Genomic DNA, 15,586 nt, shown 5'->3' with positions numbered 1-15,586 from the left:
CTCCGTAGGGCACTCGGCTGCGATATCAGAGCCGTCGGCAGGCCCGATCAGGCATGCTGGAGCCATGAGCAGGTATGCAGCGGCGAAGCCGTACGTACTGCCGGAGTCACTCGCCGAGCTGGACGGGCCCACGACCGGCGGCATCACGCTGCCGCGCCACATCGACTGGGGACCGCACTACGTCTACGACCTGGCCGACGAGGCAGACTTCCGGCTGATGTACGAGCGCGTCATCCGCGAGGCCCAGACACGCGACGACCTCAACGCGTACCTGCACGCGGTATCTCTGCGACGGGTATGGCAGGACCTGTTCCTGCCCCTCCCGGTCAGGGCCGAATGGGAAGCCCGCTTCCCCGAACTCCGCGAGTCCAGCACGACGGCAGCCGCTGCCTAGTGGACGAACTGCACCGCCAGCTCATCCGCATCGGCCTGGACGCGCTCGCCAAGGACTACGGATACGCACTCGCCGACGGCTACGCCGTCCAGGCTCACCACATCGTCAACCGAGTCAGTGACGATGTGGATCTCTTCGCGCCCTTCGAAAGGGCGAGTCGTGAGATGAGCCAGGCCGCGGAGCGGATCACCACCGCCTACGAAGCTGCCGGATACAGCGTCGAGCAGGCCCATGTGACTCCCATCTACACCAGGTTGAACGTCACCGACCCAGCCTCGGGCGCGCAGAGCAAGGTGGAGCTCGTCGCCGAATTCCTGCACCACACACCAGTTGAATCCGACCTCGGCCCGGTACTGCACCGCGATGACGTCGCTGCAGGCAAGACCAGCGCACTGTTCACCCGAGCCGAGGTCCGCGACGCCATCGACGCCTCAGGGCTGTTGAAAGCCGGCTACACCCGCGAACAGCTCATGGAACTCGCCGCCCAGAACGACGCGGGCTTCGACCGCCGCATGTTCGCCGACTCACTCGGCCGCGTCCAGCGGTACACCGACAAGCAGTTCGCCGCTTACGACCTTACCCCTGAGGAGGCCACGGCAATTCGCGACACCTTCGCCGACTGGCAGCAGCAACTGCTCTGATCGACGCTTCCCTACCACAATGGCCGACCGGCCACACGTCACATTGGTACGGGCCGTCATCAGCAGCATCGAGTCAGACACGCCCAAAGAGATCTACAGGTCAAGCCGCCGAGCAAGCGCGGCCCGTCGGCTCGGACCGCTGCTCCTGTCTCCGCCCCCGCTCCAGCCTGACCGCCTGGCCGCGCGCCAGCAGCGGGCCCCTTGGCTGGGGGAACGGGCGCCTTCGCCGGTGAGAGTCGGCTCCACGACTTTACGCACTTCCCCGGTCCGAGTCCCACGTCGAGCAAGACCAGGTGGCCACTCATGCACATTACGGGCAGGTCCAAAGCCTGCCCGAGTTGCCAACCAGCGTACGGCCCCCTAACCATGCCCGAACCCAGACGGGGCAGGCCACCGCCCAAAACCCGCTCCACCGGCCTCATCGTCCGAGAATCATCGCTGTAATCCAAAGGCCTCTGGCATCCTTCCTTCATTGACAGTCTGGCACCTGCGGCGCAGGGGGGAATCATGACGATCAAAATGTATAAAGTCGTAAACCGCAGAATGGTGGAATCGCTGGCGCTACAACTGGATCTTCCTGTCGGAATTGAAGAGGTGGTAGAGACCGAGGCTACCGGAACACTGAAGTTTCTAGGAGCACGCCGAAAAAGGCAGCGCACAGTAAAAGGCTTAGAGCCGAATGATCCTCGATTGATCGATATGCTCATCGAAGCCTTGCGTGATAGCGGGAATCTGGTTACCCACCGCCCTGAACGGAATAGCGAGTGGGATCAGTGGATGTCACGGGACCGCAACGTCGGCGGCGCCCTAATTCACGAATTCTGGATGGATGCCACACCAGTCACCCTCCCCACCCGTGGAAAATTCGAAGAAGTGGGCGGACCGAAGACACTTCGCGTATGGGTGGTCGACCCTATAGAGACGAACACCCAGCCAGAACACGAATGGGACTTCATTGGCTCTTTTGTGTTCCTGGTCGAAGAACTCGAAGACGCAGACTTTCCCACTTCTGTCGTTTCTGGCGTCTCTGCACTACGGGCACTAGTGGATGTCGTGGCAGGCCACGATCCACGCGCCGGAGGCAGGCTGGTTGACCTCACATCCAGGGAAACTGAAGATCTCGGCAGAGATAGCCCTGACCATCCAATTGAGAAGCTAAAACGAGCTGGCGGGATCCCAGGGACACCAAGAATGGTAGATGTCATTTACAAAATTGCCTATATGACGGACGAACAGGCAGCAACCCTGAAAGGGCAAGAGGTGAGGGTGAACGACATCCTCGCTTACCCTCTCGTCATTTACGTACTCTGAGATTCTTTTCCGTCTCGTTCAGTGCCGGTCACCGTCCTCCAGGTGGGTCCATCAGCCGAAATCGCCCGGCGCTGGTCGTGTTGTAGACGAACACGCTGCTGGTGGCGGGGTCGTTGTTCCCCGCGTTGGTGACGTACGCCTTGGTGCCGGCCGGGTTGATGGCCACACCGTCGGCTGGATGCCGGCGGGCAGGGTCGGGTCCGCGAGTATCGCCGACTCGCCGGAGGAAAGAGATTGGATGGTCACGTCATACCCCTTTACCGAGAAGCGCGGCTCTCGGTGGGGCGGCACACGACGCGGCACGGAGCACCCATCCGAGAGCACTGCCGACCGTCGCGGTCGGCGGCGAACTCTCCCGAAAGGGATGGGCTGCCGATCCGGGTTCATCAAACCCAGTAACGCAAAGTGGTAGATCGGTGACAAGGAAAGAAGGAAAAATCACCCGTATGGCTCAGGGGTTCCGGCATGATCGGTGGGCCGGAGCCGCCTGGATGCGAAGGTCTCGATGTCCAAGCTGTGTTCGCCCGGCGTGGGCCCCGTACGGAGATGGCGATGTGCCTTGCGCCGCACGACCCGATGGACCGGTGCGGTGTCTGCGGGTGGATGTGCGGGGTCACGTCACGGACACGACGTGATCGGCGCCGGTCCGAGGGTGATCGAGAGGGAACCGATGCCCCGGGGAGACGGCCCGGAGGCGACGCCCCAAGGCGCCCTCGGTGCCGTAGTCGACGACGAAGGCCCGGCTAGCCGCCGCAGCCGCGCCGGGTTTGCGGCCCACGACCGCCGACGCGAACACCGGGTCGGCCGGTGCCAGCACCGCATCGACCACGAACGATGTCGTGCATACCCGTCGGTGAACAGCACCGCGAACAGCGCCAGATCCGCCGTGACCGAGACAAGCGGGCTGCTCGGGCTTACGTGGGTCAGCCCGAACGCCCCGTCACCGACGAGAGCGCCCGCGACGAGGAGGAGCAGCGAGGTGGAGAGAACCGAGCGAGCCGCCAGCCCCGAAGGCGAAGCGGCTGACGGTGCCGGCTTACCGGACCTCGGCCCGCTCGAAGGTGGCAATCGATCGGTTGATCACGCGGCGCGAGATCCATCTGCGGGAGAAGACGCTGGGGGATGCCCTGCAAGACCTTCGGGCGCGCGGAGGAGAGCGTGAACATCGAGGCGCTGCACTTCGCCGGGCGGCGCGGCCCGGTCTTCGTCCAAGAAACCGGAGAACGTCCGCCGCTCCTTCAAGCCGCCCCGGGAAGCGATCGCCGAGCTGCCGAGCCGCTCGCACCGGGGGCGACGGCCGCCGGTGAGCGTTACCGGCTGAGGGCGTCGAGGGTGGCGTCGAGGTCGGTGGTGCGGGGCTGGTTGTGGGGGAGTTTGGCGAGCAGGGCAGCCATGCCGCAGGTGTCGGTGACGGCGGAGAAGACAAGGCCGCTGCCCACGGCGGCGGCCAGCCAGCGGGCGGAGCGGTGGCGGGTGCCCAGGGCGAGGCCGGCGATGACGAGGGATCCGGCAGCGAGGCGGACCTGGCGTTCCATGGGCCAGGTGGTCTTGGCCGCGTCGTCGCGGTGCACGGGGTGGCCGTGCTGCATCCAGGCGGTGGTGCCGCCGGTGAGGGTGGTGGCAGGGATGTCGGCGGCGGTGAGCTGTTCGCAGGCGGCGGCGGAGCGGTTGCCGGAGGCGCAGACCATCAGCAGCGGGCCTCGGGCGGCTGCCGACTTGAGGGTGGGGAGCGCGACGGGCAGGTGGTCGAGGGGGATGTTGTGGGCGCCGGGGAGGTGGCCGGAGGCGTATTCGCCGGGGGTGCGTACGTCGATGACGGTGTAGTGGTGCAGCTCGTCGGCGGCCTGTGCGGGGTGGAGGACGGTGGGGGTGTTCACGTGCCGGGATTCCTTTTCTCGGAGGGGTGCCAAACGGTCTAGGATATACCCTAGGGGGTATCCATGGAGGAGGAAGTGTGGAGCTGGAGATGGCGGCCGATGAGCTGAAGAGCGTACTCAACCGGCTGCGGCGGGCGCAGGGGCAGATCGCGGGGATCATCAAGATGATCGAGGACGGCCGGGACTGCGAGGATGTGATCACGCAGCTCGCAGCGGTCTCCAGGGCGCTGGACCGGGCCGGGTTCGCGATCATCGCCACCGGTCTGCAGCACTGCGTGGCCGAGGGCGGGCAGGCGGCCGGGGACCGGAAGCAGATGCGGGCGAGGCTGGAGAAGCTGTTCCTCTCCCTTGCCTGAGGTGCGGGTCATGTCAGCACGTCGACGAGCATGAAGGCGGCCACGGCCAGCAGCGCGATCGCGAACGTCTGCTGAAGTCGGGGTCCGGAGACTTTGCCGGCGAGGCGCTTGCCGTCCCAGGCGCCCAGGATCGCGGCCCCGGTGAACGGGCCGACGACCGCCCAGTCGAGTGAGGCGGCGGCATCGGAGCGGGTGACCAGGGATGCCAGGGAGTTCACCGTGATGACCAGCAGGCTGGTGCCGACGGCGGAACGCATCTCGAAGGCCAGCACGGTGACCAGGGCGGGAACCGCGAGGAAGCCTCCGCCCACTCCCAGCAAACCGGTCAGGACGCCCAGCCCGGCACCGGTTCCCGCCGCCCTGCCTGGATACACCTGCCGGTCGCCGGTTCCAGTCCCGGGGGCGGCGGGCCGGAGCATGCGGGCCGCTGTCAGAGCGGCGACGACGGCGAAGGCGGTGGTGAGGGCCGCTTGGGGCAGCCGGGCGGCGGCGGCTCCGGCCAGCGCGGCGGGCAGGATTCCGGCAGCGGCGAACGCCGCTCCGGCCCACCAGCGCACGTGGCCGGCGCGGGCGTGGGCGTACAAGGCCGTCAGCGAGGTGGCGGTGACGATGAGCAGGCTTGCGGTGGTGGCCGCCGCGGGGGTGAAGCCGAGCAGGTAGATCAGGGCCGGGACGGCCAGGACACTGCCGCCCCCGCCGAGGGCGCCGAGGGCCAGGCCGACGACGGCCCCCGCACTCAGGGCCAGGATCAGGGCGCTCACGCTATCCGGCCGTCCTGTTCACCCTCGTCGACCACCGGCAGTCCGGCCCTGGCCCGGGCGGTCATGCCGCCGGTGACGTCAACGGCGTCGACACCGCGGGAGGCCGGCAGCTTGGCGGCCTGCTGCGAGCGGTGTCCGGAGCGGCAGATCGCCGCCACGGGCCGACCCCGCACGGTATCCGGCAGGGCAGCTCCCGTCAGCAGGCGGGTCAGCGGCAGGTGGATGGGGCCGGGCGCGTGCCCGGCCCGCCACTCGGCAGCTTCGCGCACGTCCAGCAGCACGGCATCGCCGTCATTGACGCGGGCGTTGGCCTGTTCGGGGGCAAGGCGGCCAAAGCCGCGACGGAAGAGGAACATGACGTGCCTTCGCTGAGCGAGTGGGAAAGAGCGGAGTCAGGGGCGGGCGATGGTCAGGCCCGCGTCATGGGCGGCCTCGAAGCCGTCGTCGATGGCAACGACCTGGCGTCCGATCGCGTCCAGGAGAGAGGCGGCGATCGCCGCGCGCATCCCGCCGGCGCAGTGCACCCACACCGTCCCTGTCGGCACCTCGGCGAGGCGATCGTGCAGCTCGTGGATCGGGATGTGCACCGAGCCCTCGACGTGCCCCTTGGCGCGCTCGGAATCGCGTCGCACGTCGAGCACGACCACCTGCTCCTCCCGCTCGCAGGCGGTGGCCAGGTCGGCGAAGGCGGCACGGGGGAACGAGGCGAGGGCCTCGCCGACAGGCACCCAGCCGACCGGGTCGCCGGTGGCGGCTGCGGCCGGGCGGTCGATGCCGACCCTGACCAGCTCCCGCTGGGCGGCGGCAATCTGTGCGGGGGTCTCGGCGAGCAGGGTGACGGGCTTGCCCCACGGGATCAGCCAGGCCAGATACGTGGCCAGCTTGCCGGTGCCCTCGAAGTTGAAGGAGCCGGCCACATGGCCGTCGGCGAAGGCGACCCGGCTGCGCAGGTCCACCACCCACTCACCCGCCGCCAGCCGCTTCGCGATCTGCGCGGCGTCGGCGGGCTCGGGCGGGGTCAGGTCGACGGGCGCGGGACCGACGGCGTTGGCCGGGCCCATGTGCGCGTAGTAGGCGGGCACGTCCTCCAGACCGGCCAGCGTCCGCTCGACAAAGGTGTCCACATCCAGGCTGAACGCGTCATTGCTCGCGCGTTCCTTGCCGATCGTGGTCGTGTCCCCCTCGGCCTGGGAAGAGGAGCAGAAGCTGCCGAAACCATGCGTGGGCAGCACCGGTACCCCATCGTCCAGCTCGTCGGCGAGCCGATGGGCGGAGGCGTGCTGGGCGCGGGCCAGCTGCTCGGTCAGCCGCGGCTCCACCAGGTCGGGACGGCCCACCGAGCCGATCAGCAGCGAGCCGCCGGTGAAGACCGCCACCGCACGCCCGCCCTCCTCAAGCGCGTAGGAGGTGTGGTGCGGGGTGTGGCCCGGGGTGGCGATCGCACGCAGCACCAGGTGCTCATCCACCTCGACCGTGTCGCCGTCCGCGACGGGAGCACGGGCGCAGGAGACCTCCGCGGCAGCCGGGATCAGGTAGCGGGCGCCGGTGAGCCGGGCCATCTCCAGGCCACCGCTCACGTAGTCGTTGTGCACGTGCGTCTCCACCACGTACGCGATCCGCACCCCGCGCCGGGCAGCGACGGCGATCACCTGATCGATGTCGCGCGGCGGATCGACCACCACCGCGGCCCGCGGACCACCGGCCAGGTAACTGCGGTTGCCCAGGCCCTCGATCTCCAGGGTGTCGATGAAGAACACGGGTATGACTCCTTCCCGGAACGGTGTACCCCCGGGGGTATTCCTCTCTCACCCTAACAGCAATACCTGGGGGGGTATTTTTTGAGGTGCAACTGCCCGCATCCGGCATGGCCCAAGACCCGGGTACCCGCCGGGGTACCGAGAAACCGGGGTCCTGCTACCTCGCCGAAGGAGCAGCGCTCCGTGCCGTGCGACCGCCGTGAGGGAGGTGTGCCGCTTGGTCCGCAGGACGCCCCACGGGCGTTGCCCCGTTCGGCGGGAGTCCGCTGGCCGTCGGCGGTGTCGACGCTCACGCTCGGCTTGGTGGGCCCATGCTCACGTCAGCCGCCTGCCGCTCGCCGTCGGCGAACCGGAGGGACATACCGACACGAGGAGACCGTCGTCATGGAAATGCCCGTCGTGACCGAGTGCGCGGTCGAGGACTGCGCCTACAACCGGGACCGCGCCTGCCACGCCCTGGCCATCACCGTGGGCGATGTTCAGCACGCACACTGCGACACCTTCTTCCACGCCCCGGCCAAGGGCGGCGCCCCGTCCGCCACCGGGCGGGTCGGCGCGTGCAAGATGTCCGACTGCCGGCACAACGTCGACTTCGAATGCCGCGCCCCCGGCATCACCGTGGGCCACCAGCAGACCGAGGCCGACTGCCTGACCTACGCGCCCGCCTGAGCCCCACGGGCGCCACCATCGAGCAGGACCGCTGGTGAGCCTCCCGACCGGAGAACGCGATGGGCCGGGGCATGGACGGTCACGGCTGCAATGCGCTGATCGGGGTCACGACACGTCGCCTGACACTTCACTCCCCCTTTGGTTTTCACAGGGACAGCCGTTCGCAGCCGGACCTCGACCAAACGCATACTGGAGTATGCTCGACTCATGTCCGCCACAACACGCATCACGGTCACCCTGCCCACCGAGCAGGTCGCCGAGCTGAGGAAGCTCACGGACAACGTGTCCGGCTACGTGGCTGAAGCGGTCGCCCGCCAGATCCGCCACCAACTCCTCGGCGACGATCTGCGGCGCCATCAGGAGGAACAAGGCGCCTTCACAGACGAAGAGCTGGCCGAAGCCCGCGCAAAGATCTTCGGCACCACCGACCGTGCCGGCCATACGGACGCCGCGTGAGCACACACCTTGAGACCGTCGTCCTGGACTCCCAGGGACTGTCCGCCTGGGTTGCCCAGGACCGCAAAGTTCTCGCGATGTTTCAGGTGTTCCACGGGATGGGAGCCGATCTCGTCGTCAGCGCCAACACCATCGTCGAAGTCAGCCACTCGCGAGTGAACCTCCCACGCCTGAACTGGGCTCTCTCACGCGTCAAGGTCGAACCCGTCACCGAACAGGCGGCCAAGGCCGCCGCCGAACTACTCAAGTCAGCAGGACTGCACGGGCACGAATACGCGCTCGACGCCACCGTCGCTGAGGCAGCACTACGCCAGCCGCCCCCAGTCGCCGTACTCACCTCCGACACCGACGACATGGCCAAGCTCTGCAATGACCGCGTGCGACTGATCGCCCTATGAGGCACGGGCCCCCTAGGACAGACAGATGCGTGGAGGACGACGCACCGTAGTGCACTCCCTGCGATATCAGCGCCATCGGCAGGCCCCATCAGGCATGCCGGAGCCATGAGCAGGTACGCAGCGGCGAAGCCGTACGTACTGCCGGCATCGCTCGCCGAGCTGGATGGGCCGACGACCGGCACCGTCACGCTGCCTCGTCACATCGACTGGGGACCGCACTACGTCTACGACCTGGCCGACGAGGCGGACTTCCGGCTGATGTACGAGCGCGTCATCCGCGAGGCCCAGACTGATGACGACCTCAACACGAACCTGCGCGCGATGTCTCTGCGGCATGCATGGCGGGAGCTGTCTCTCCCCTTACCGATCAGGGCTGCTTGGGAAGCCCGCTTCCCTGAACTCCGCACACCCGGCACGACGGCAACCGCGGCCTAGTGGACGAACTGCGCCCGACCTCGTCACGCGACTTGCGCTGCCGCTCCAGGGGCGAATGCTGGTAGATCAGCGCGGCCCGCGTGGACGACTGCCCGGCGCGCAGCTTGGTGTCCTTGAACGTCGCGCCGGATTGGGTAGAGAGGGTGTGTCCGGTGTGACGAAGATCGTAGACCTGGAGGGCATGCACGAACTCCGTGTCGCCATCGGCGACGTGGAGCTGTAGAAGGTAACGCCCCCATTCCCGGCAACGGCCCGGCACTCCTAGCTCGGACGCCCGGGGCAAGTTACCCGCAGGTAGGTTCTGGAGGTTCACCGGCGGCGGGCGGCGGGTCTGCGCTCCGGGACATGCTGGGGACCGCATCAACGCGGGGGCGGGATACCGCTCCGGGGAGTGGATGGAGGCGGAGGTCGGCATCTGTTCCGGCGGGTCGGCAACGGCTCTCGGCGATGGGTTCTCCGAGACTGCTCGGCGTCACGTCGGTGATCCAGACGAATCGGCTGCGGCTCTCGGTATCGCCGAGAACCTGCATGGACGCGTGGTGGTGCGTGGGCTCCAGAGAGCCGCCGACCACCGCGTAGGCGATGCGTCGGGCTTCGTCGTCGAGGTCGACGATGAGTTCGCAGGCCCTGGGCCTGGCCCGCTTCGAAAGCCGCACCTGGAGCGACTGGCACCACCACGTCACCCTCGTCTCCGTCGCGCACGCCTTCTGCACCCCTCCAGCGCATCACCCGGCCCCCAAAAGAGACGGCGTCGACCGGAGCCTGTATCGGGTCACCCGCGAACTGCAGTTACTCCTCGCGCTCTGGACCGGCGCCTGCCCCACCTGTCACCGCGACATGCCAGAACCGGCACCAACCCGACCAAGCACTACCAGGGACCAGCGGCCAGGGCTCCAAGGGAACTCGCCGGGGGCGACAGGCGAAGGAGAGAGGAAAGCCCAAGCCTTCGAAGCGTTCTTCAGGACGAGAGGAGCCCCGATGACCGTCGAGCCAGGCGTCCGCACGGGGGCGGAGAGCGATGCCTCGGTGATTGCGCGGTCCCGGGATGAGCCCGAGGCATTCGCCGTGCTCTTCGACCGGCACGCGGATGCGGTACACCGTTATCTGGCCCGTAGGCTCGGCGGCGAGCCGGCCGACGACCTCATGGCGGAGACCTTCACCACTGCTTTCCAGCAGCGGCACCGGTACGACCCCGCGCGGGCCATGGGCAACGACGCCCAGCCCTGGCTGTTCGGCATAGCGACCAACCTGGTCGGCCGGCACCGGCGGGCCGAGGCCCGCCGGTTCAAGGCCCTGGCCCGCATCCCGGCCCCCGCCGACCACGAGGAGCCGCTGGCCGACCGGGCTGCGGCCCGGGCAGGGGCACAGGCCATACGCCGCGAGCTGGCGGCGGCACTGGCCGCACTGCCCGCGCGCCACCGGGACGTGCTGCTGCTGGTGGCGTGGGGCGGTCTCGGCTACGAGGAGGTGGCCCAGGCCCTCGGTGTCCCCATCGGCACGGTCAGATCACGGCTGCACCGGGCTCGCAGCAAGCTACGCGAAGCGTTGGGCGGATCCGATCCGACGACACTGCGAGAGGCATCCGGCCATGACTGACGAACTCGAACTCCTGCGGGACTGGAACGCGGACGCGGCCCCGCTCACCGAACCGGCCCGAGCGCAGGCCCGCCACCGACTGCTCAACACGATTACGCGCACGGAGCGGCACCCCGACGCCGCACCCAGCCGCCGCCACACACTGCGCCTCGCGACAGCCGCGGTGGTCACCATGGCGGTTACGGGCACGGCGGTACTGATCGCCGCGGAAGGCGCCGACGAGGGCGACCGCACCGACCGCGCGGGCACGAACGCCCCGCAGATGCGCAACGTCGGCGCCGTGACGGTGCTGAACGGGGCGGCAGCGCGGGCGAGTAAGCACGAGAAGCCCGTGGTGCCGCGCGACGACCAGTTCATCTACTGGAAGCGGATCATCAAGGAGACGGAGCGGAAGACCGGCGCGGTCAAGACCTACGTGGACGTGAACTGGGACTCGGTGGACGGCTCCAAGCGATCTTTGACCATGGAGCTCGGCCGGGTGATCTGGGAAAAGCCCATGGGGAAGGACGAGGGCGTGTGGCCGCCTCGGGAGTGGAGCCAGCTGAAGAAGCTGCCCACCGACCCGGAGAAGCTCATCCCGGGCATCATCGGCGTCGGCACATCCGACAAGTCGATCGACGACTTCACCGCGTGGGACTGGTACGACGCCTACTTCATGCTCGGCGAGCTCCTCAAGTGGCCGGTGCTGCCCGAGGGACTGCGTCCCGCCGCGTACGAGGCGCTGGCCCTGGTGCCCGGGGTCAAGGCAACCCCGGGGATGAAGGACTCCGCCGGGCGCACCGGGGTGGGGATCTCCTACCCCAAGCGCGCGTCCGAGAAGGGCAAGTACCTCATCTTCGACCCGGAGTCCTATGAATTCCTGGGCTTCCGCGACGAGCGGACCTCGCGTTCCGGGAAGAAGACGTACATCCAGCTGTCGCACGTGGCGGACTGGGCGATCGTCGACCGCTTGAAGCAGCGCCCCTAGGCCCCCTTAGTACTCCAGCAGGGTTTCGCTGTCCGACCTGGGATGAGGTCGGGTGGCTGGGGTGTATCGGGCTGATGGCTGGTCAGGGGCGGTCTCGTGGAGACCGCCCCTCGAACGTGGGACGACGCCGCTGGTGGCGGCAGCGGCCGACGAAACCACCCGATGTGATCATCGAGCACGCTGCCGAACACTGGGACCGCGGACTGGAGGCTTCTTCCTGACCATCGGCTACCGTTTCCGTCGCGTCGAGCTCCGCCCCGCATGCGCGACCACGAGCGCGGTCTGCTCGCCCCGCCACCTATCCCGGCCTGCCGTGGCCTTGGCCGCTTGGCGGTCGGCGGCGACGCGAGCATCGACCCCAGCGGCAACCTCTTTCTGCCGCTCCAGGGTCGGGTGCTGGTAGATGAGCGCGGCCCGCGTGGACGACTGCCCGGCGCGCACCATCGTGTCACGGTGGCAATCGGATGCTCGCCTGCTGACTCCTTCCCCGCCCCGCGAATCCGGTGCTTTACCGGGCAGGTCCACAGACTGCCCGACGCGCCACACGCTTACGGAGCTATGGTCTCTCGCCCCAAAGCAACCCCATTCGAAAGCCGCTCCACCGACCTCAGTTTTGTTCCGACTGCGTCGCGCTTGGCTGCCCAGAAGCCTCCGTTACTTGCGGTGTGGGTTTCTTTGGCTCCAAGGCCGATGCGCTGGACCACAGGTCTTCATGGCTCCGCCTAATCGCGTTGCCGGCAATGCTTGCAAGCGGAACAACGATGCTTAGGTTCCTCCCGACAGAGTTCAGGGAAGTTCCGATGGCGATGACCTTGTCGCCCTCTGAAATGGCGAACCTGTCGTGAAGCTCATTCGCGACACGCACCTCAGGGCGTTGAGGCTCGTCGTACACCGCCAATGCCAGCGCTAGCTGGGAAATCGCAGGAGCGCCGATCTTCTTACTCGTCAGGATCCGCCTGATCTGGGTGTGCTCGACCACTGTCTCAAGCTGATCAAAGCGGAAGTACGGGTCGACCAAAAGACCCTCTCCGACGTCCGAAAGGGCTCCGATCACCCGCACGTATGCGAATGGATCAGACGGGTCCAGGATGACCTCAGAAGTGTCCTCATTCGTCACGTCCAGCTTAGGTGCAGAAAGATCGGAAAGAATGGCGTGGCCCAGCGGTGAGAGTTTCACCGAGTCGCTAGCGACTTTGATCCATCCCACGCGCTCCAGATACTGCGTCCACGTCTCAAGTGGTTCGCTTTTACCGGTCAAGTTTCCCAAGAAATTTTGGAACGGGGACGTACTCTGCATGCGCCGGAAAGGAGACCTGGCGTAGGCCTCCAGGTTATCCGGGCTGAGGATTGCTCCGCGTCGAGTTGCGGCACTGATGTAGGCGAGGAGTCGATGTCCACTCTCAGTCGCGATTTCCATGGTCGCCAGTATGCGCATGCCTTGTCTGCCGTACATCAAGTTTTCATGGAAAGCGTCGCGTCTGGTAGAGGGAGGCAGGTAGCACAGCGTCCTACCGTCGTCGTGACTGCACGTTCCGCCAGGAATCGTTCCTGGCCGTCCGAGACCCCCGAGGCCACTCGGCGACGACCGACAGCGAATGTCGCGTCAATGCCGCCAGCAGCGAAATACCAGGTCAGAGCCCCCGGGCCATACTGGTCTCTCCCCAGCGGGGACGGTCGGGCCACATGCGGCGTTCCTCGCTGTGCGCCGGAGCAGCAGTGATTAGCCCATCGAGCGATTGTGGGCGCTGCGCCGGCACTGTACTTTCCCGCTCACGGATCGATGTAGCTCAGGGGCGGGGATGTCTGGATACGGCCGCGCGGACAGTGAATGGGAAGAGCTGGTACATGCCGGTCGTGGCTTCCTCGTGGAGCGAGCGAAGCTGAGCAAGCTCACCTCGTACACCGAGCTCAACGTGACCCTGGCCAGACGAACGGGCTGCCGTCCCTTCGACTTCGAGCGTGCTGACGAGCGGGCCGCGATGGGGCATCTGCTCGGACTGATCGTGGAACGAGACCGGGAGATCGCCCCCTCAGACCCGCCTGTCATGCTCTCGGCCCTGGTGAACTACCTGGACGCCAACGACGCTGGCTCTGGCTTCTATCAGTTGGCCAAGGAGCTCCAGCTTCTGCCCATGAGCGCGTCGGCAGATGAGAAGTTCGGCTTCTGGGCCAAGCAAGTGAAGCAGCTCTACGAGCGCCATGGAGCTGGTCCAGCGCTGACCTGAGCTCGAGCACCCCGAGTGTCCAACTGCGTGACAACGCCGACGGACAGCGGCGGAGACCTGCACACATCCGCGGGCCATCGCAGCAGGTAGGAGACGCACCGGCCCCTGGTCGAGCGCCCTGCCCAAGTTACTTCGGGACGAGACGCAGTCGTGCCCGATGGGTGCCCGATCAGGCGGTGAATCACGGCCAACCAGGGTCCCCAAGGAACCCTGGCGTGCCACGGCAGGTCACCCATTCCAGCAGGTCAGAGCACATTTCGCGCCCACTGGGCCCGGTGATTCCCACGCTCGGAGCGCGGGTTCGATTCCCGTCACCCGCTCCACGCTTAAGGCCCAGGTCACGACCTGGGCCTGGTGTGTTGTCCGGACCTGCGCCGACGAGGCATCGGCCGGCGCAGTCGTCGTGACCGCCCGGAGTCTTGGGTCAGCGGCGCAGGCCGCGGACTCCTCGGGGGGTGCCGACGCCGGTCGGGCCGTCGTAGCCGATCTGGGCGGTGCAGAGGTAGGAGCCGCCGCACGAGCCCGTGGATCCCTGGTCGATGTCCCAGAACGCCGAGCGGTGGGCATACGGGTAGGAGTTCGGGCGGTCCGCCGGGCCCGGCTTCCCCGCCAGTGCGTACATGCCGGCGATCAGCGCGCTGGACACGCTGGTGCCGCCGATCACCCTCCAGCCCGGGGCATTGAACGTGGAGTAGAAGGCGAACCCGGTGGCCGGGTCGGCGAGCGCGGAGACGTCGGCGACGGTACGCATCGGGCAGTCGAGGTCGGTCTGGAATGGCGGCTTGGGCTGGAACTGGGAGCAGCCGGAGCCGGAGCGGCTCCATGCGGTCTCGTACCAGCCGGAACGCTTCTCCTGCGGGCCCGGCACCGGCTGGAGCGAGCGGTCCAGGCGGGTGCCCCCCGCAGCGGTGACGTACGGGGAAGCGGCGGGATAGATGAAGCCGGAGTAGCCGCCGTTGCCAGAGGCACCGACGAAGGCGATGCCGGGGAAGTTGAAGTAGGTCTGGTCGAGGGCCGGCTGGGAAGCGCTCTCCGGCAGGCCCCAACTCATGGAGATGAACTTCGCGCCCTGGGTGCGGGCTTGAGCCACCGCCGTGAGCATGTTGCTGAGGGAATTGGTGTCCGCCTCGACGAGCAGGATCTTGCAGGAGGGGCAGGAGGCGCTGACAGCCTCGATGTCGAGGGCGGTCTCAGTCGCCCAAGCAGGGTTGGTGAGCGGTGGCGGTGTGCTGCCGCCGTTCTGGTTGATCTTCCGGAAGCAGCCATTGGCCGTGGTGCACGACGGCAGATGGAACGTGCGGCGATAGACCGCCAAGTCGCTTTCGGCGTTGGGATTGTCGAACGCGCTGACAATCGCGACGGTCCGCCCGGAGCCGGCGTGAACGGGTAGTCGGTAAGCGCTTTGGATATCGCGGGGATGGTAACCGGGCGGGTTGACGCTGTCCGACGACGAGTTCGCCATCGCCGGAATGTCCGTTCGCAACTCGGCCAGACACGTGACCGTACCCGGCGAGGGACTGCAGACGGGCTCGGAGGCCACCGCTTTCCCCGCCCGACCCGCCGCCGTGGCCGTGGCCGTGGCCGTGGCCGTTGCCGCTGAACGCTGGACTCCGGGGTCTACTGCCTGCGCGTTCGCACCGGTAGGGACGAACGCCATGCTCGCCACCAGGGGCACTGTCCCCAGCAGGAATCGCAGTATGTGTAGATGCCTCATGGCTTTTCTTGATGCCTCAGAATTAATCT

General features: G+C 67.3%; 18 protein-coding genes and 2 pseudogenes. 11 read left to right on the top strand and 9 right to left on the bottom strand.

The window, feature by feature from the left end; all coding sequences use genetic code 11:
• Positions 1-64 precede the first annotated feature (64 nt).
• The 3 genes from ACFYOY_RS06310 to ACFYOY_RS06300 all read left to right on the top strand — a co-directional run bounded on the left by ACFYOY_RS06310 (position 65) and on the right by ACFYOY_RS06300 (position 2,346).
• Entirely contained in the window at positions 65-394 is a 330-nt protein-coding gene (locus ACFYOY_RS06310) for a hypothetical protein (protein WP_388585146.1), read from the top strand.
• The gene (locus tag ACFYOY_RS06305) at positions 394-1,035 is read left to right on the top strand and encodes a nucleotidyl transferase AbiEii/AbiGii toxin family protein (protein ID WP_388585144.1); all 642 of its coding nucleotides are present in this window, start codon (positions 394-396) and stop codon (positions 1,033-1,035) included. Before ACFYOY_RS06310 ends, ACFYOY_RS06305 begins: the two co-directional genes overlap by 1 nt.
• 507 nt (positions 1,036-1,542) lie before the next feature.
• Positions 1,543-2,346, top strand: a complete 804-nt coding sequence (locus ACFYOY_RS06300; RefSeq protein WP_388585141.1) for a hypothetical protein — start codon at positions 1,543-1,545, stop codon at positions 2,344-2,346.
• 28 nt (positions 2,347-2,374) lie between these two features.
• Here ACFYOY_RS06300 and ACFYOY_RS06295 read toward each other — a convergent pair whose 3' ends face one another.
• The 3 genes and pseudogenes from ACFYOY_RS06295 to ACFYOY_RS06285 all read right to left on the bottom strand — a co-directional run bounded on the left by ACFYOY_RS06295 (position 2,375) and on the right by ACFYOY_RS06285 (position 4,223).
• Positions 2,375-2,512 carry a hypothetical protein gene (locus tag ACFYOY_RS06295; protein ID WP_351883323.1) on the bottom strand — a complete coding sequence of 46 codons (138 nt, stop codon included), beginning with the start codon at positions 2,510-2,512 and terminating at the stop codon, positions 2,375-2,377.
• A 600-nt stretch (positions 2,513-3,112) separates the two neighbouring features.
• Positions 3,113-3,414: pseudogene (locus tag ACFYOY_RS06290) on the bottom strand (hypothetical protein); the annotation flags it as partial.
• A gap of 242 nt (positions 3,415-3,656) precedes the next feature.
• Positions 3,657-4,223: a rhodanese-like domain-containing protein gene (locus ACFYOY_RS06285; protein ID WP_351883325.1), complete on the bottom strand. Its 567-nt coding sequence runs from the start codon at positions 4,221-4,223 to the stop codon at positions 3,657-3,659.
• 77 nt (positions 4,224-4,300) lie between these two features.
• Between ACFYOY_RS06285 and ACFYOY_RS06280 the strand changes: the two genes are divergently transcribed.
• Positions 4,301-4,579, top strand: coding sequence for a metal-sensitive transcriptional regulator (locus ACFYOY_RS06280; RefSeq protein WP_351883327.1), 279 nt, complete (start codon positions 4,301-4,303; stop codon positions 4,577-4,579).
• Positions 4,580-4,587: 8 nt separating this feature from the next.
• Here the strand turns inward: ACFYOY_RS06280 and ACFYOY_RS06275 are convergent, their stop codons facing one another.
• The 3 genes from ACFYOY_RS06275 to ACFYOY_RS06265 are packed head-to-tail and all read right to left on the bottom strand — an operon-like array spanning position 4,588 to position 7,097.
• On the bottom strand, positions 4,588-5,340 hold the full coding sequence (locus ACFYOY_RS06275; protein WP_351883329.1) for a sulfite exporter TauE/SafE family protein: 753 nt from the start codon (positions 5,338-5,340) through the stop codon (positions 4,588-4,590).
• Entirely contained in the window at positions 5,337-5,696 is a 360-nt protein-coding gene (locus ACFYOY_RS06270) for a rhodanese-like domain-containing protein (RefSeq protein WP_388585138.1), read from the bottom strand. Before ACFYOY_RS06270 ends, ACFYOY_RS06275 begins: the two co-directional genes overlap by 4 nt.
• Before the next feature lie 36 nt (positions 5,697-5,732).
• Positions 5,733-7,097: an MBL fold metallo-hydrolase gene (locus ACFYOY_RS06265; protein ID WP_351883333.1), complete on the bottom strand. Its 1,365-nt coding sequence runs from the start codon at positions 7,095-7,097 to the stop codon at positions 5,733-5,735.
• Between the two features lie 384 nt (positions 7,098-7,481).
• On the opposite strand from ACFYOY_RS06265, the gene ACFYOY_RS06260 reads away from it, so the two are divergent.
• From ACFYOY_RS06260 to ACFYOY_RS06245, 4 genes are all read left to right on the top strand, one after another.
• Entirely contained in the window at positions 7,482-7,766 is a 285-nt protein-coding gene (locus tag ACFYOY_RS06260) for a DUF1540 domain-containing protein (RefSeq protein ID WP_351883335.1), read from the top strand.
• A 207-nt stretch (positions 7,767-7,973) separates the two neighbouring features.
• Positions 7,974-8,222, top strand: coding sequence for a type II toxin-antitoxin system CcdA family antitoxin (locus ACFYOY_RS06255; protein WP_351883337.1), 249 nt, complete (start codon positions 7,974-7,976; stop codon positions 8,220-8,222).
• The gene (locus ACFYOY_RS06250) at positions 8,219-8,620 is read left to right on the top strand and encodes a DNA-binding protein (protein WP_388585134.1); all 402 of its coding nucleotides are present in this window, start codon (positions 8,219-8,221) and stop codon (positions 8,618-8,620) included. The genes ACFYOY_RS06255 and ACFYOY_RS06250 overlap by 4 nt, the downstream gene beginning before the upstream one ends.
• A gap of 105 nt (positions 8,621-8,725) precedes the next feature.
• Positions 8,726-9,055, top strand: coding sequence for a hypothetical protein (locus tag ACFYOY_RS06245; protein WP_388585131.1), 330 nt, complete (start codon positions 8,726-8,728; stop codon positions 9,053-9,055).
• Here ACFYOY_RS06245 and ACFYOY_RS06240 read toward each other — a convergent pair.
• Positions 8,988-9,227 (bottom strand): annotated as a pseudogene (locus ACFYOY_RS06240) (hypothetical protein); the annotation flags it as partial. The gene ACFYOY_RS06245 and the pseudogene ACFYOY_RS06240 sit on opposite strands and share 68 nt — an antisense overlap.
• An 806-nt stretch (positions 9,228-10,033) precedes the next feature.
• Between ACFYOY_RS06240 and ACFYOY_RS06235 the strand changes: the two are divergent.
• Both ACFYOY_RS06235 and ACFYOY_RS06230 read left to right on the top strand, forming a co-directional pair.
• Positions 10,034-10,651, top strand: a complete 618-nt coding sequence (locus tag ACFYOY_RS06235; RefSeq protein WP_078642582.1) for an RNA polymerase sigma factor — start codon at positions 10,034-10,036, stop codon at positions 10,649-10,651.
• The gene (locus tag ACFYOY_RS06230) at positions 10,644-11,618 is read left to right on the top strand and encodes a CU044_5270 family protein (protein ID WP_351883344.1); all 975 of its coding nucleotides are present in this window, start codon (positions 10,644-10,646) and stop codon (positions 11,616-11,618) included. Before ACFYOY_RS06235 ends, ACFYOY_RS06230 begins: the two co-directional genes overlap by 8 nt.
• 607 nt (positions 11,619-12,225) lie before the next feature.
• Here ACFYOY_RS06230 and ACFYOY_RS06225 read toward each other — a convergent pair.
• Positions 12,226-13,035, bottom strand: coding sequence for a hypothetical protein (locus ACFYOY_RS06225; protein ID WP_351883346.1), 810 nt, complete (start codon positions 13,033-13,035; stop codon positions 12,226-12,228).
• A 382-nt stretch (positions 13,036-13,417) separates the two neighbouring features.
• Here ACFYOY_RS06225 and ACFYOY_RS06220 point away from each other — a divergent pair, with 382 nt between their 5' ends.
• A complete protein-coding gene (locus tag ACFYOY_RS06220) occupies positions 13,418-13,843 on the top strand; it encodes a hypothetical protein (RefSeq protein WP_351883348.1) in 426 nt (141 codons plus the stop codon).
• A 424-nt stretch (positions 13,844-14,267) separates the two neighbouring features.
• Here the strand turns inward: ACFYOY_RS06220 and ACFYOY_RS06215 are convergent, their stop codons facing one another.
• On the bottom strand, positions 14,268-15,305 hold the full coding sequence (locus tag ACFYOY_RS06215) for a S53 family peptidase (RefSeq protein WP_351883350.1): 1,038 nt from the start codon (positions 15,303-15,305) through the stop codon (positions 14,268-14,270).
• Positions 15,306-15,586 lie beyond the last annotated feature (281 nt).

Source organism: Streptomyces sp. NPDC007875, from assembly GCF_042868035.1.
GTDB lineage: Bacteria > Actinomycetota > Actinomycetes > Streptomycetales > Streptomycetaceae > Streptomyces > Streptomyces antimycoticus.
Note: the sequence above shows the minus strand (reverse complement) of the source record. Positions and strands in the feature narration are given on the sequence as shown.

Coding starts and splice junctions, on each gene's coding strand:
- ACFYOY_RS06310 (WP_388585146.1), top strand. CDS start 65: ATGAGCAGGTATGCAGCGGCGAAGCCGTACGTACTGCCGGAGTCACTC.
- ACFYOY_RS06300 (WP_388585141.1), top strand. CDS start 1,543: ATGACGATCAAAATGTATAAAGTCGTAAACCGCAGAATGGTGGAATCG.
- ACFYOY_RS06270 (WP_388585138.1), bottom strand. CDS start 5,696: ATGTTCCTCTTCCGTCGCGGCTTTGGCCGCCTTGCCCCCGAACAGGCC.
- ACFYOY_RS06260 (WP_351883335.1), top strand. CDS start 7,482: ATGGAAATGCCCGTCGTGACCGAGTGCGCGGTCGAGGACTGCGCCTAC.
- ACFYOY_RS06255 (WP_351883337.1), top strand. CDS start 7,974: ATGTCCGCCACAACACGCATCACGGTCACCCTGCCCACCGAGCAGGTC.
- ACFYOY_RS06245 (WP_388585131.1), top strand. CDS start 8,726: ATGAGCAGGTACGCAGCGGCGAAGCCGTACGTACTGCCGGCATCGCTC.
- ACFYOY_RS06235 (WP_078642582.1), top strand. CDS start 10,034: ATGACCGTCGAGCCAGGCGTCCGCACGGGGGCGGAGAGCGATGCCTCG.
- ACFYOY_RS06230 (WP_351883344.1), top strand. CDS start 10,644: ATGACTGACGAACTCGAACTCCTGCGGGACTGGAACGCGGACGCGGCC.
- ACFYOY_RS06225 (WP_351883346.1), bottom strand. CDS start 13,035: ATGGAAATCGCGACTGAGAGTGGACATCGACTCCTCGCCTACATCAGT.
- ACFYOY_RS06220 (WP_351883348.1), top strand. CDS start 13,418: ATGTCTGGATACGGCCGCGCGGACAGTGAATGGGAAGAGCTGGTACAT.
- ACFYOY_RS06215 (WP_351883350.1), bottom strand. CDS start 15,305: ATGGCGAACTCGTCGTCGGACAGCGTCAACCCGCCCGGTTACCATCCC.